Annotated in this window: 15 protein-coding genes and 1 tRNA gene; 10 read left to right on the top strand and 6 right to left on the bottom strand. The window is 55.5% G+C overall.

Translation table 11 applies throughout. From position 1 onward, the window contains the following. Positions 1-13 precede the first annotated feature (13 nt). The 5 genes from FHS72_RS06055 to FHS72_RS06035 all read right to left on the bottom strand — a co-directional run bounded on the left by FHS72_RS06055 (position 14) and on the right by FHS72_RS06035 (position 3,033). Complete coding sequence (locus FHS72_RS06055; protein ID WP_183527095.1) at positions 14-877, bottom strand: CPBP family intramembrane glutamic endopeptidase; 864 nt, start codon at positions 875-877, stop codon at positions 14-16. Positions 878-1,049: 172 nt separating this feature from the next. Then, on the bottom strand, positions 1,050-1,646 hold the full coding sequence (locus FHS72_RS06050; protein ID WP_183527092.1) for an HD domain-containing protein: 597 nt from the start codon (positions 1,644-1,646) through the stop codon (positions 1,050-1,052). After that, complete coding sequence (locus FHS72_RS06045; protein ID WP_183527089.1) at positions 1,643-2,080, bottom strand: hypothetical protein; 438 nt, start codon at positions 2,078-2,080, stop codon at positions 1,643-1,645. The genes FHS72_RS06050 and FHS72_RS06045 overlap by 4 nt, the downstream gene beginning before the upstream one ends. Next, positions 2,077-2,376: a hypothetical protein gene (locus FHS72_RS06040; protein WP_246414523.1), complete on the bottom strand. Its 300-nt coding sequence runs from the start codon at positions 2,374-2,376 to the stop codon at positions 2,077-2,079. Before FHS72_RS06040 ends, FHS72_RS06045 begins: the two co-directional genes overlap by 4 nt. A gap of 3 nt (positions 2,377-2,379) precedes the next feature. Beyond that, complete coding sequence (locus FHS72_RS06035; RefSeq protein WP_183527610.1) at positions 2,380-3,033, bottom strand: alpha/beta hydrolase; 654 nt, start codon at positions 3,031-3,033, stop codon at positions 2,380-2,382. A gap of 175 nt (positions 3,034-3,208) precedes the next feature. On the opposite strand from FHS72_RS06035, the gene iscR reads away from it, so the two are divergent. The 10 genes from iscR to FHS72_RS05985 all read left to right on the top strand — a co-directional run bounded on the left by iscR (position 3,209) and on the right by FHS72_RS05985 (position 11,631). Further along, complete coding sequence (gene iscR / locus FHS72_RS06030) at positions 3,209-3,673, top strand: Fe-S cluster assembly transcriptional regulator IscR (RefSeq protein WP_183527087.1); 465 nt, start codon at positions 3,209-3,211, stop codon at positions 3,671-3,673. Positions 3,674-3,763: 90 nt separating this feature from the next. Further along, positions 3,764-4,795, top strand: coding sequence for a cysteine desulfurase family protein (locus tag FHS72_RS06025; protein ID WP_183527085.1), 1,032 nt, complete (start codon positions 3,764-3,766; stop codon positions 4,793-4,795). A 25-nt stretch (positions 4,796-4,820) separates the two neighbouring features. Continuing rightward, a complete protein-coding gene (gene sufB / locus FHS72_RS06020; RefSeq protein ID WP_183527083.1) occupies positions 4,821-6,344 on the top strand; it encodes a Fe-S cluster assembly protein SufB in 1,524 nt (507 codons plus the stop codon). A gap of 211 nt (positions 6,345-6,555) precedes the next feature. Next, positions 6,556-6,975 (top strand): hypothetical protein, encoded by a 420-nt coding sequence (locus FHS72_RS06015; protein WP_183527081.1) that lies wholly within the window; start codon positions 6,556-6,558, stop codon positions 6,973-6,975. 87 nt (positions 6,976-7,062) lie between these two features. After that, positions 7,063-7,818: a Fe-S cluster assembly ATPase SufC gene (sufC, locus tag FHS72_RS06010; protein WP_183527080.1), complete on the top strand. Its 756-nt coding sequence runs from the start codon at positions 7,063-7,065 to the stop codon at positions 7,816-7,818. After that, entirely contained in the window at positions 7,818-9,101 is a 1,284-nt protein-coding gene (gene sufD, locus FHS72_RS06005; protein WP_183527078.1) for a Fe-S cluster assembly protein SufD, read from the top strand. The genes sufC and sufD overlap by 1 nt, the downstream gene beginning before the upstream one ends. Further along, positions 9,101-9,610: a YIP1 family protein gene (locus FHS72_RS06000; RefSeq protein ID WP_183527076.1), complete on the top strand. Its 510-nt coding sequence runs from the start codon at positions 9,101-9,103 to the stop codon at positions 9,608-9,610. Before sufD ends, FHS72_RS06000 begins: the two co-directional genes overlap by 1 nt. After that, a complete protein-coding gene (locus tag FHS72_RS05995) occupies positions 9,600-10,193 on the top strand; it encodes a Yip1 family protein (protein WP_183527074.1) in 594 nt (197 codons plus the stop codon). The genes FHS72_RS06000 and FHS72_RS05995 overlap by 11 nt, the downstream gene beginning before the upstream one ends. Further along, positions 10,190-11,413 (top strand): cysteine desulfurase, encoded by a 1,224-nt coding sequence (locus FHS72_RS05990; protein ID WP_183527071.1) that lies wholly within the window; start codon positions 10,190-10,192, stop codon positions 11,411-11,413. The genes FHS72_RS05995 and FHS72_RS05990 overlap by 4 nt, the downstream gene beginning before the upstream one ends. A 141-nt stretch (positions 11,414-11,554) precedes the next feature. After that, a tRNA-Arg gene (locus FHS72_RS05985) sits at positions 11,555-11,631 on the top strand. A 314-nt stretch (positions 11,632-11,945) separates the two neighbouring features. Here the strand turns inward: FHS72_RS05985 and nhaC are convergent. Beyond that, entirely contained in the window at positions 11,946-13,439 is a 1,494-nt protein-coding gene (gene nhaC / locus FHS72_RS05980; RefSeq protein WP_183527068.1) for a Na+/H+ antiporter NhaC, read from the bottom strand. Between the last annotated feature and the right edge of the window lie 306 nt (positions 13,440-13,745).

Below are 13,745 nucleotides of genomic sequence, written 5' to 3'. Positions count from 1 at the left end.
GTCGCGCGGGCTGCTAAGCGCGTATCGTATCAATCATAGTCGATTTTGGGACGTGGCGAAACAGCGAATGCCCGGTACGTCGCGTATAACGGTAAAATACCCACACCGCGACAAGCAGCACAAGCAGCGGCAGGATCAAGGCTGCGGGCTGTAGCTGCGTAGAGGCGGCGGCGTCGGGCAGGGGCTCTGCACTGGATTCGACCACAGCTTGGCCTAGCATCACGTAGCTGTTCCAGATCATGTGTAGGAAAATCGGTGGCCAGATGCTATTGGTTTGCAGGCGCAGCGCACAGAACAACACGCCGAGCACGGTGGCGTTTAGCACTTGGAATGCGGTCAGCGAAAACGCCTGACCCATCCCGAGGTTCACGAGATGCAAAAAGCCAAAGGCGATAGATGACACGCAAACAGCAGTGAACGGCGTATGCTTTTCACGGATCGCGCCAAAGATGATGCCGCGAAACATGATCTCTTCGGACATGCCGACAAACAGGTTCAACGTCAGCACCACTGCGATGACAGCAATCGGGCTGGATACGTGATCCGCCGAAAACAACGCCGTGGCAAAGGTGATCGCGCCAATCGCGGGGTAGGCGCCGATCCAATAAGCGGACGCCATGCCCGCCTTGTCGCGTGGCCCGCGCAGGCCAGTAATATCGTCCCAGCCCACGGCCCACACCATACATAAGATAAGTACCGTCAAAACGATCTGCCAAATGACCCCGCCAGTCAGCGCGTCAAAGGTCAACACGCCGGTGCCTTCGGTCACATCAACCGCGCCCAAAAAGACGTAAGGCAAGACATAGATCGCAGTCAGCAAACTGAATGCAACAAGAGCAATTCTGCGCGGATGACGTTTACCAAAGGCACGGATCATAGTGGTATCCAACGAATAAGGTCTGGCGTTCTTTTGCAGTTTTCCAATCCACCCACAACCAAGCATCGGCAGCAAAGCGCTAATCCGCGATAGCGATTGCGTGACCGCGACCTTGATGTGATGGATAAGCTTCGCCGTGTAAGGCGTTTACTTTATTGATGAAATACGGATTTTAACGTGCGTTGAACCACAGATCGAGCCGCTGTTTCAGGGCCGTCCACAGCGCAGGTGCGCCGCGACTGACCTTACCACCAACACGGTGTTCAAGCTGGTCACGCGAGACGTTGTACTCCAACCAAGACTGGCCGCCTGTTTCGAGGTTGGAAATCACAGGCTGCACGCGGTCGATGGATTTAGCAAAAATCGCGTCGTCGGTCTCTGCCGCTTCAAATTCGTCCCAAAGGGCGCGGAAATCGGCGGCTTGATCGGCAGGCAACAGGCCAAAAATGCGATCAGCAGCCGTTTGTTCCTCAGCCGCTTGCAAAGCCGGATCAAGGGCCGCAGCACTGTGGATCGGCGTGTCACCTGCGTCGATTTCCACCAGATCGTGGATCAACATCATCTTAATGACGCGACTGACATCAACTGGCTTGGCGGCATGTTCAGCCATCACCAGCGCATAAAGGGCGACATGCCACGAATGTTCGCCCGTATTCTCAAACCGCGACCCGTCGCAGAGTTTTGTGGCGCGTAGCACCGACTTCAGCCTGTCAGCTTCGGTCAGAAATGCGAATTGTGCGGCGATACGGGCGGATGATTGATCTGTCATCGGATGGCCTTTGGTGGCGTGTCTAAATCGCTGCGTTTGATCTGGTCGAACAGGGGGCCAAATGCGTCCCACGGATACAGGCCATGCACAGCGTTGGTGAAGGCTTCGATCACAGCAGGTTCAAGCACAGGCATATCGGGAAAACCCAGCGCTTTTGCGCCATTATAGTTCAGCACACTGCGAAAACGGGGGATTTGGTTAAAGCCCGCCAAGGGCCAGTCGCCACCCGCAATCGCGGTGTCCTGCACACGGACCATTGCAATAACGTCGGGCAAGTCAAACGGGGCAATATCGGTGGTCGTATCGGCGCGGATGGTTGAAATGCCGCAAAATAGGGCGTTTTCGTCGCCCGCTGCTACCTCAAACACTTGCCCGACACCAAATTGGCCGTCGAGCAAGGGAATGCGGAAATAGTCAGCTTGGGCGTAAATCATGCGATTTCGGTTGCACCGTCGTCGTCTGATGGTGCATCTGCGTCTGGCGTTTCAGCCGCGAGGGCAGCCGCTGTTGCGGCCACCCGTTTTGCCGCACTATCCGCCAGCAACGCCCGCGCCCGCTTTTCAGCGCGGCGGACACGAATTGCGGTCAGATAGGCTTCTTCCAGTGACTGGGACGACGCCCCAAGGATTTCACCAATCCGGTCCACGATCTTGTCGTCACCGCATAGTTCGGCTTCGGCAAGCGCCTTATCGGCAAGTTCGTTGGCGGTGTTGTCGGTATATTCTGACATGATTTACCGTGTGGTTTCGGTCAAACGCTGACGCACGTAATCTGTGACAGTGTCGATCATCGGGTCCATGTGCGGATCTTCAAAGAAGTGACCAGCACCTTCCATCGTGTTGTGCGTCACGGTGATACCCTTTTGCTCGTGCAATTTATTGACGAGGTTCACAGTATCTTGCGGCGGGGCCACGCGGTCGGCTGAGCCGTTCATAATCAAGCCAGATGCGGGGCAAGGGGCCAAGAAGCTGAAATCATACATGTTCGCAGGCGGTGAAATCGAGATAAAGCCTGTGATCTCTGGACGACGCATCAACAATTGCATGCCGATCCACGCGCCGAACGAGAAACCAGCAACCCAGCAATGCTTGGAGTTGTTGTTCATCGACTGCAGATAATCGAGCGCTGACGCCGCATCAGACAATTCGCCCACACCTTGATCGTATTCACCTTGGGACCGGCCAACACCACGGAAGTTAAAACGTAGCACCGTAAAGCCCATCTTATAGAAGGCGTAGTGCAGGTTATAAACAACGCGGTTGTTCATCGTGCCGCCAAACTGCGGATGCGGGTGCAAAACGATTGCGATAGGGGCATCGCGGTCTTTTTGCGGGTGGTAGCGGCCTTCTAGGCGGCCTTCTGGTCCGGGGAAGATTACTTCGGGCATATGCATCCGTCTTTTGTTCGCGGCGGCTGCGGAAATCGTCACGTGAATTCTTGACGAAAACGCTCAGTCACCTTAGAAAGATTCTAAACTTGGGCCAAATGGTCCAGTTATTGATGTTTTGACCTAATAGCGCAGTTGCGAAAGGTCAATGTAATTAACCTGATGGGATTTTTAGATGAAGCTGAGCACAAAAGGACGGTATGCGGTTGTCGCACTGGCTGACTTGGCTCTGCAACCGGATGGGGCTTTGGTCAATTTGACCGAGATTTCAAAGCGGCAGGACATATCGCTGGCGTATCTTGAGCAATTGTTCGTGAAGTTGCGTCGCGCTGATCTGGTTCTGTCTGTGCGCGGACCGGGCGGCGGTTATCGGCTGGCGCATCCGGCGTCGGAAATCCGCGTTGTTGATATTCTTTCGGCTGTCGATGAAACCGTGAGTGCGATGCACAAAGGGGCAGGTGCCTCTGGCGGCGCGTCGGGATCACGGGCGCAATCGCTGTCGAACCGTCTCTGGGAAGGGCTGAGCGCGCATGTCTATGTCTTCCTACATCAAGCGCGTTTGTCTGATGTTGTGGGTAACGGTCTGGCACCATGTCCCGCAGTGCCCGCGCTTTTCGAAGTGGTGGACGAGGGATGCTAGGTCAAATTTTCCAGAAAATTTGGACGATTTTTCGCGAAAAATCGCGGCCTTCGGCGAGAGTTGTTTTGGCGAAATGAAAATGTGTGGATCATGAACCGGGTTTATTTGGATCATAACGCGACGACGCCTGTGCGTGCCGAAGCCCGCGCCGCGATGATTGCGGCCATGGATTTGGTCGGTAATCCGTCGTCGGTCCATGCCGAAGGCCGTGCCGCCAAGCGGTTGCTTGAGCAGTGCCGCGCGGATTTATCCGAGACGTTAGGTGCCGCTGGCGCTGATATCGTGTTCACATCGGGGGCGACCGAGGCTGCTGCTTTGGCGCTGGCTGGGCGTGATCTGGTGGGGTCTGGATTAGAGCATGCGGCGGTTGCGGCGTGGATTGATCCGAGTTTGCCTGTTGCGGGCAGTATTGTGCAGGTCACTGATCCTGCGGTGTCGGTTGTGCAACTGGCCAATTCCGAGACCGGTTTGCTACAAAATGTGGATGGCGTGGCCGTCACGGATATTACCCAAGGGTTTGGCCGTTTTGCATTTGCGTTTGATTGGTCCGGCGTTGGGGCTGCGATCTTGTCGGCCCATAAGTTCGGTGGCCCCAAGGGTGTTGGCGCCTTGGTTGTGCCCGCGGGCGCTGATGTTCCGGCCCAAATCAAGGGTGGCGGTCAGGAAATGGGTCGTAGGTCTGGCACTGAAAATCTGATCTTGATTGCGGGTTTTGCAGCTGCCGCTAAGGAAGCTCAAAAAGATTTGACTGACGGGCGTTGGGATCAGGTTGCGCAGTTTAGAAATATTCTAGAAAAGGCCATTGAGGACGCAGCCCCCGATACTATCTTTGTAGGTCAGGATGCTGCGCGTTTGCCAAATACCTCGTGTTTCCTCAGCCCCGGCTGGAAGGGTGAGACGCAAGTGATGGCGATGGATTTGGCTGGATTTGCGGTGTCTGCGGGCTCGGCTTGTTCGAGCGGAAAGGTCAAGGTTGGCGGCGTTCTGCCAGCACTTGGCTATACGGATGAATTGGCGTCGTGTTCCTTGCGGGTCTCGCTGGGAATTGACACGACGGAAGATGAGATTTTGCGCTTTGCAGATGCATGGACGCGGAAAAAACGACGGATGACTGCGGCGTAATGCCCGTAGGGAAAAGGATGATGCGATGACAGCTTTGGATGAAGTTCAGGTCAAAGATGGTGTGGATCAGGATACCGTAGATGCGGTGTCTGCGCTGTCAGGAAATTACAAGTACGGCTGGGAAACCGAAATCGAGATGGAATACGCCCCTAAAGGCGTGAACACCGATATCGTCAAGCTGATCTCGGGCAAGAATAATGAGCCGGAATGGATGACCGAATGGCGTCTGTCCGCGTTTGAACGCTGGCAGGGGTTGGAAGAACCGACTTGGGCGATGGTCAACTATCCTGACATCGATTTCCAAGATATCTATTACTACGCCCGTCCAAAAAGCATGGAGGAAAAGCCGAAGTCTTTGGACGACGTTGACCCCAAGCTTTTGGAAACATACAAGAAACTCGGCATTCCTTTGAAGGAGCAAGCGATCCTTGCGGGTGTTGAGGGCGCCGATGCCCCACCTGCCGAGGGCCGCAAGGTTGCAGTTGATGCGGTATTCGATTCCGTGTCCGTCGGGACGACATTTCAGAAAGAGCTGGCAGCGGCTGGCGTGATCTTCTGTTCAATCTCCGAAGCGATTGTGAACCACCCTGAGTTGGTCAAGAAATACCTTGGCACAGTGGTGCCGCCGTCCGACAACTTTTACGCGACGTTGAACTCTGCCGTGTTCTCGGATGGGTCGTTTGTGTACATCCCGCCGGGTGTTCGTTGTCCGATGGAGCTGTCCACGTATTTCCGCATCAACGCGGAAAACACAGGCCAGTTCGAACGCACGTTGATCATCGCTGACAAAGGGTCTTATGTATCCTACCTCGAAGGCTGTACTGCGCCGAAACGCGACACAGCCCAGCTGCACGCGGCTGTGGTCGAGATCATCATCGAAGAAGACGCCGAAGTGAAATATTCCACCGTTCAAAACTGGTATCCCGGCGATGAAAACGGCAAGGGCGGCATCTATAACTTTGTGACCAAACGGGCCGATTGCCGTGGTGATCGTTCCAAGGTGATGTGGACACAGGTCGAAACCGGTTCTGCTGTCACGTGGAAATATCCAAGCTGCATTCTGCGCGGTGACGACAGCCAAGGCGAATTCTATTCGATTGCCATTGCTAACAATCACCAGCAGGCCGACACGGGCACAAAGATGATCCACCTTGGCAAAAACACCAAGTCACGGATCGTGTCCAAAGGTATCTCTGCGGGTGTGGCACAGAACACCTACCGGGGTCTGGTCTCTATGCACCCTAAAGCCAAGAACAGCCGGAACTACACCCAGTGTGATAGCCTTCTGATTGGCGACAAATGCGGCGCACACACGGTGCCGTATATCGAGGTGAAGAATAACTCGTCTCGGGTTGAGCACGAAGCGACCACATCGAAAATCGACGACGATCAAATGTTCTACTGCCGCTCGCGCGGTATGGACGAAGAAGAGGCCGTGGCCTTGATCGTCAACGGGTTCGCCAAAGAAGTGCTGCAAGCCCTTCCGATGGAATTCGCGATGGAAGCACAAGCCTTGGTTGCGATCAGCCTCGAAGGGTCGGTTGGCTAAATTATGACTGTCACTTGCCTGACATATAGCCGCACCGCGGCCACGGCCTTGCCCCGTTTTTGCCCCACTTTGTCTGCTAGCCAGATGTGGGGACGAAACGGGACAGGTGTCACATATCATGGCCACGCAAGAACAGACGGCTATTTTTCAAGCTCGCGTCAAGAGCATCAACAATCCGCGCAACACGTTTTACTTGGATCCGGAAACGGGCATGAAAATCCCCAAGCGGGTCGGGCGCGACCGCATCTTGGCAAACGGCAAAACGCCACCAGTGACGGTGTCACGCATTTTGATGGCGATGATCTTGGGTGCGTTGTGTCTGATTGTCGCCCGCTATTTGCAGATCGCGTTTCTGGACATCAAACCCAGCGTTCCCAACGCGTTGATCTTCGAATTGGGCATGGCGGGTGTCATGGCCTTTACGATTGGCGGCATCGTCCGTCAGAAGTCGTTCAAACACATGGTCGGGCATATGGCGGGGGCCGCATTGGCCGCCATGACGATGCACAACGCCGTCTGGCTTGCACCCGATCAATTCGCGATGGTCTTTTCGCAGGACTTTGTGGATCAAATTCTCGCTGCAACCGATCCGATGTCGCTGAACATCGCGGGCACCAGCATTACAATCTAACATCTGGCGCATCTGCGTCATCACACGAACACGCCGCGCAGGACACTGTCCTGACGCGGCCTTTCTACGTCTTCCAAGGAGATAACTATGCTTGAGATCAAAAACCTGCACGTCCAACTCGAAGAAGAGGACAAGCAAATCCTCAAAGGTGTCGATCTTAAAATCGGCGCTGGTGAAGTGCACGCGATCATGGGGCCAAATGGCTCTGGTAAATCCACATTGTCCTACGTGCTGTCCGGCAAAGACGGCTACGAAGTGACCGACGGGTCCGCCACATTGGAAGATGTTGACCTGCTCGACATGGACCCGGAAGAGCGCGCCGCCGCGGGCCTATTCCTTGCGTTCCAATACCCAGTGGAAATTCCGGGCGTTGGTAACATGACGTTTTTGCGCACAGCCGTAAACGCACAGCGCAAATCACGTGGCGAAGAAGAAATGTCCGCTGGCGACTTTCTGAAAGAAGTCCGCGCCCGTGCGAAAGATCTGAAAATCGACGCTGACATGCTGAAACGCCCTGTCAACGTGGGCTTTTCCGGTGGCGAGAAAAAGCGCAACGAAATCCTGCAAATGGCGATGCTTGCGCCAAAAATGTGCGTTCTGGATGAAACCGATTCCGGTTTGGACGTTGATGCGATGAAACTCGTGTCCGAAGGCGTGAATGCGCTGCGCTCCGAGGGCCGTTCGTTCCTCGTGATCACGCACTACCAGCGTTTGCTTGACCACATCAAACCGGACGTTGTGCACATCATGGCCAACGGTCGTATCATCAAAACAGGCGGCCCAGAGCTGGCTCTGGAAGTTGAAAACAACGGTTACGCCGATATCTTGGCAGAGGTGTCCTAATGGCTTTGCCACAAATCAAAGCAGACGCGACCAAAGACCGCTTGATCGGCATGGCGATGCCCGCCTGCGGTGCATGGGCCACGACGGCCCGCCAAGACGCGCTGAACCGTCTGATCGCCATGGGCTTGCCGCATAAACGCGACGAATACTGGCGCTATACTGATCCGGCTTTGCTGGTAGGCGCCGAGGTTTCACCGAGTGAAGCCCTGCGGACCGACACGCCGATCTTTATGGACAAAGACAAGGTACGCCTGATCTTTGTTGATGGTGTGTTTGACGCCGACGCATCCGATGATCCAACGCTGGAAGGCGTTGAAATCACGCGGTTGGTTGATGCTCAAGCGGCTGATGTGCATTGGGCGCAGGGGCTTTATGGTCAGTTGGAAACCGCTGGACAAAACCCTGTGGACCGTCCTTTGGCGATCATGAACACGGCATTTGCGACAGATGGTGTCTGTCTCCATGTGACGGGTAAGCCTAGCAAACCACTGCATATTTCTTACCGCCAGTCGTCGGATGCGTCCGATGTTGTGCTGCACCATGTTGTGAAACTTGACGCAGGCACAGAACTGACGCTGTTGGAAACCGGCACACCGGGTGCGCGCAGCAATGTCGTGCTTGAGGTCGATGTCGCTGACAACGCAACCCTGCACCATGTCCGCCCACAAGGCCGTGCGCATAACCGCGCGGTTGCGACGCATCTGTTTGCGCGTGTCGGGACCGAAGCTACGCTGAAGTCCTTCACGCTTGCAATGAACGGTAAAATGACACGCAACGAATTTGTGGCCGATATAATCGGCGACGACGCTGTTGTGCATGTTGGTGGTGTCTGTGTCGGCGACGGCAAGGACTTTCACCACGACGACACCGTGTTCATCACCCATGACGCGCTGAACGGTGAAAGCCGTCAGGTGTTCAAAAAGGTGCTGCGCAACGCGGCGACAGGCGTGTTCCAAGGTAAGATCCTTGTGAAAGCGGGTGCGCAAAAGACTGACGGCTACCAGATCAGCCAGTCGTTGCTTTTGGACGAAGATGCACAATTCCTCGCCAAGCCTGAACTCGAAATCTACGCTGATGACGTGGCCTGTTCACACGGGTCCACAACGGGTGCGATTGACGAGACAGCACTGTTCTACCTGCGCTCACGCGGTGTGCCAGAGCAACAGGCGACAACCTTGCTGACATTGGCGTTTTTGGCCGAAGCGTTGGACGAAATCGCAGACGAGGCTTTGGCCGAAGAGTTGCGCGACCGGCTTGAAGGCTGGTTGGCTCGGCACGGCTGATGGCCGTTACGACCGACATCATGCGCACATGGCGCAGCCCGCGTGTTGTGATGCGCGAGCTGCTGGCGCATGGACAACGTGAAGACAGGGCCATCGCTTATGTGATGGCCGCTTGTCTGATCCTTTATGTCGCGCAATGGCCGCGCCTGAAACGTGTCGAAGAGCTTCAGCTTTTGGGTCCAGACGGAGCGTCTGAATTTCAGATGAACGCAGGTATTGCGTTCTTCGCAATGCTGATCGTGTGGCCGCTTGGGCTCTATATCATTGCGGCGATTACGCATCTGGTGGCCAAAATATTTAAGGCAAAAGGCACACATTACAGCGCACGTCTTGCGTTGTTCTGGGCGTTTCTGGCGACGACGCCCGTCGGTCTACTACACGGCCTCACCGCTGGCCTGATCGGGGCAGGGGCTGCGACCAATCTCGTAGGCGTCATTTGGGGCGTCGCACTGTTCGTCATCTGGTCGCAATGTTTCCGCGTGGCCGAAGGCGAAACCCATGCGCTTTGATCTGCCCACTATCCTGACCCTCATCGGACAATCGCTACGTGATCCGGCCAATATGGCCGATCAGATCACGCGACTACGTGTGCCGCATTCTGTGGGCTGGATGATGTTGGCACTTGTGACGATCCTGACGGTGATGCTGGTCACGGCAGAACGCATGATCCCCGGTCGTCCTGAAATGCTGTCCAATCTGGGCGGAAGTCCGTTTGTTGATGCGCTCTTCATGGGCTCAATGACGGTCGTGTTCATCTTTGTGCTCTACTATGCAGGGCTCGCGATGGGCGGGAAGGGGTCGTTCGGCGGCACCCTTTTGGTGATGACATGGTTCCAGACCATCGTGTTATTCCTCGTGGTGATCCAGTTTTTCGCGGTGCTGATTGCACCAGCGGTGGCAACGCTCGTCAGTTTGGTGGGTTTTGGTTTGCAAATTTGGTGCTTGTTGCACTTCTTGAATGTCCTGCACGGGTTTGACAGTCTGGGCAAAGCGTTCGGCCTCTTTGCCGTCTCAATCATTGGCTTTGTCTTCGGGCTTAGCTTTATACTTTTGCTCGTCGGCGGTGCCGCCTTTGTAGGAGGTCCGGTATGACCTATGACATCAATGCGATCCGTGCGGATTTCCCGATCCTGTCACGCACAGTGAACGGCAAACCGCTGGTCTATCTGGACAACGGGGCCTCTGCGCAAAAGCCGCAGGTCGTGATCGACGCGATCACCAAGGGCTACGCCGAAGAATACGCAAACGTGCACCGCGGGCTGCACTACCTCAGCAATCTGGCAACCGACAAATACGAGGGCGTGCGCGGCAAGCTGGCGACATTCCTGAATGCGGGTTCCGAAGACGAAATCATCTTTAATTCCGGCACCACCGAAGGCATCAATATGGTCGCCTACAGTTGGGCCATGCCGCGCTTGGAGGCGGGCGACGAGATCGTGCTGTCGATCATGGAACACCACGCGAATATCGTGCCGTGGCACTTTCTGCGCGAACGCCAAGGCGTTGTGATCAAATGGGTCGATGTGGACGCGAACGGCGATCTGGACCCGCAGGCGGTGATCGACGCGATTGGACCGAAAACCAAACTGGTGGCCGTGACACATATGTCCAACGTGCTTGGCACGCTTGTTGACGTCAAAGCGATCTGCGCAGGTGCGCGTGCCAAAGGCGTACCGGTACTGGTCGACGGGTCGCAAGCAGCCGTGCATTTGCCGGTCGATGTGCAAGATATCGGTTGCGATTTCTACGCGATCACAGGTCACAAACTATACGGTCCATCCGGCTCTGGCGGCATTTACGTCACCAAAGAGCGCATGGCCGAGATGCGCCCGTTCTTGGGCGGCGGCGACATGATCAAAGACGTGCGCCGCGACGGAATCGACTACAACGACGCGCCGATGAAGTTCGAAGCAGGCACCCCCGGCATCGTGCAAACGATTGGGCTGGGCGTGGCGCTGGACTACATGATGGACGTCGGCATGGACAACATCGCGGCCCACGAACACGCGCTGCGCGACTACACGAACGCGAAATTGGGCGGGTTGAACTGGCTGCAAGTGCAGGGCAATTCGGCTACCAAAGGCGCGATTTTCTCGTTCACACTGGACGGCGCGGCGCACGCGCATGACATCTCGACGGTCTTGGACAAAAAAGGTGTGGCGGTGCGGGCAGGGAGCCATTGCGCAATGCCGCTGATGGACCACTTGGGCGTCACGGCGACCTGCCGCGCGTCGATGGGGATGTACAACACAACTGGCGACGTTGACGCGCTGGTCGATGCGCTCGAACTCTGCCACGACCTATTCGCCTAGGCCGCGATTTTTCGCGAAAAATCGGACGAATTTTCCAGAAAATTCGATCCCGCCCCACGCGGCACGTTCCTGTCAAAACTTCGCACAATGCATGATTTTGACTGTTGCGAGGGGCGGCGCGTGGTGCTACGTCAACGTCAGGCACCCATAGCTCAGCTGGATAGAGCGCTGCCCTCCGAAGGCAGAGGCCGCAGGTTCGAATCCTGCTGGGTGCACCACATTTCCTTAATTCATCGACGTATATTTTGTTGCTCGTTAAATCGAGCGCAATAAAACGACCTGTTTTTGCTGCACTGCGAAAGCATCCTGAGGGTAAGACATTGTGCTTGCCTTTTATGGGTTCGGACTTCTTCGTTTAGCCACGCGGGCAAAGAGGTTCTTTACGATCAGCCAAGGCCGCTTGCAATGTCAGCTGCCGTTGCTCAAGGCGGATCGTGCTGGCATCTGTTGGGTGCGTGTGATGCTAGGTTCGATGTGGTCAGCGGGACCGTGATTGCGACGATGCGCACAGCAGTCCCGCTTGGTCTTCATATCAGGTCGCAGCCGTCTCGTCGTAAGCAAGTTCGTGATCGCCAAGATCCATGACGTCTTCATCCTGCTTTGACCATTCAGCCCGATCTTCGTCCGAGGCCATCGGTGAAAACATCCCCGTCATGGCATAGAATATCCCGATCACAGGGGCCGTCCAGCATGCAAAAGCAAGCGGAATATACAGAAGATTGGTCAGGTTTCCGTCCATCACACCCAGACTAAGCGCCGAGATGACAAAGGCACCGCCCGCATTCCATGGGATCAGCGGGCTCATCATTGTGCCACCTTCCTCAACCGCACGGCTTAGGTTTAGCGTCGAATAGCCCATACCACGGTAGAGCGGCGCAAACATCCGGCCCGGCAAGGCAATCGAAATATACGGATCACCAGCAACCATATTGGTCGCAAAGGCTGTGCCAATCGCGGACGTCTGAACGGCGGCAAAGCTTTTCACACGGCTGATAATCGCCATGATGATCGCCTCAAGACAGCCCGTGCGCTCTAACGCGCCACCAAACCCGAGGGCAATCAGCATCAGTGAAATGGTCCACATCATCGACTGGATACCACCTGCATTTAGCAAGCTATCAATGTCCGGAATGCCCGTATCAATCGCATAGCCCGATTGCGCAAAAGCGAACACGTCATGCACGCCCGCACCCTGCCAGAAAATCGCGACAATCGCACCAGCCAGCACACCCGCAAACAAGGACGGCAATGGCGGCTTTTTCATCAGTGCCAACGCAATCACAACAAGCGCGGGAAGCAGCGGCACCAGCCCAAGATTGAACCGCTCGGACAGGCCAGAGGTGATGCTGCTGATGCTCGTCATATCACCCACAGTGTCACCCATCAGCATGAACCCCACGACGACGTAGATCACCAAGGCAATCAGCATCGCAGGCACCGTCGTCGGCAACATGTTCTTGATATGGTCAAAGACGTTTGTGCCCGTCACAGCAGGGGCAAGGTTGGTGGTATCCGACAGCGGCGACACCTTGTCGCCAAAGAACGCACCGGACACAACAGCGCCCGCCGTCCAATAGGCGGGGATGCCAAAGCCCGCACCAATGCCCATCAACGCCAGACCAATCGTCCCTACGGTGCCCCAGCTTGTGCCGAGCGACAGTGAGACAACCGCACAAAGGATCATCGCCGCTGCCAAAAAGATCGACGGCGTGAGCAAGGTCAGACCGTAGTAAATCAACGTCGGCACGGTGCCGGATGCAATCCAGACCCCGATAATCATGCCCACAACGATCAACACCGCCAAGGACGGCATAGAGACGTGGATCACGTGGAAAATACCCTCGCGAATATCCATCCACCCCTGTCCGCGCAGCACCCCCAGCAAGGAGGTGATCGCAAGGCCCAAAATCAAAGGGATGTGCGGTGTAAAGTCACCATAATAAAATAGCTGAAGCGCCAGCAATCCCAGCGTTAAAACGACTGGCAAAAGGGCTAATGGGAGAGGGGGGAGGTCTTTGTCATCCATCGTGTCTGTATTCCTATGTCTCTGCCTATCTTAGCCTGACAGGCGTTTTCATACGTAACATGCTGTATTCTCGATCATTCCTAATGATATCGCGCCAATGAGTCAAAACAAGCAGGTTGGGTGAGAGTGGGTTTGCAGCAAGCTACTCTCAGCAAATCGTTATGTTCTTCACCGTAAAGTTCGCCCACAGATATGTCCAAAAACGTGTCAAGTGGCGACCCGTTTAAAACGTCCAAACAACCCTTCACCCCAAAGTCGGGAACCTTTTTTATTCCCACGCATTAATCCAGTTGAAGCCCTCAAAAG

The sequence above is a fragment of the Yoonia ponticola genome (assembly GCF_014199395.1).
GTDB classification, from domain to species: domain Bacteria; phylum Pseudomonadota; class Alphaproteobacteria; order Rhodobacterales; family Rhodobacteraceae; genus Yoonia; species Yoonia ponticola.
This window is presented reverse-complemented; position numbering and strand designations above follow the sequence as displayed.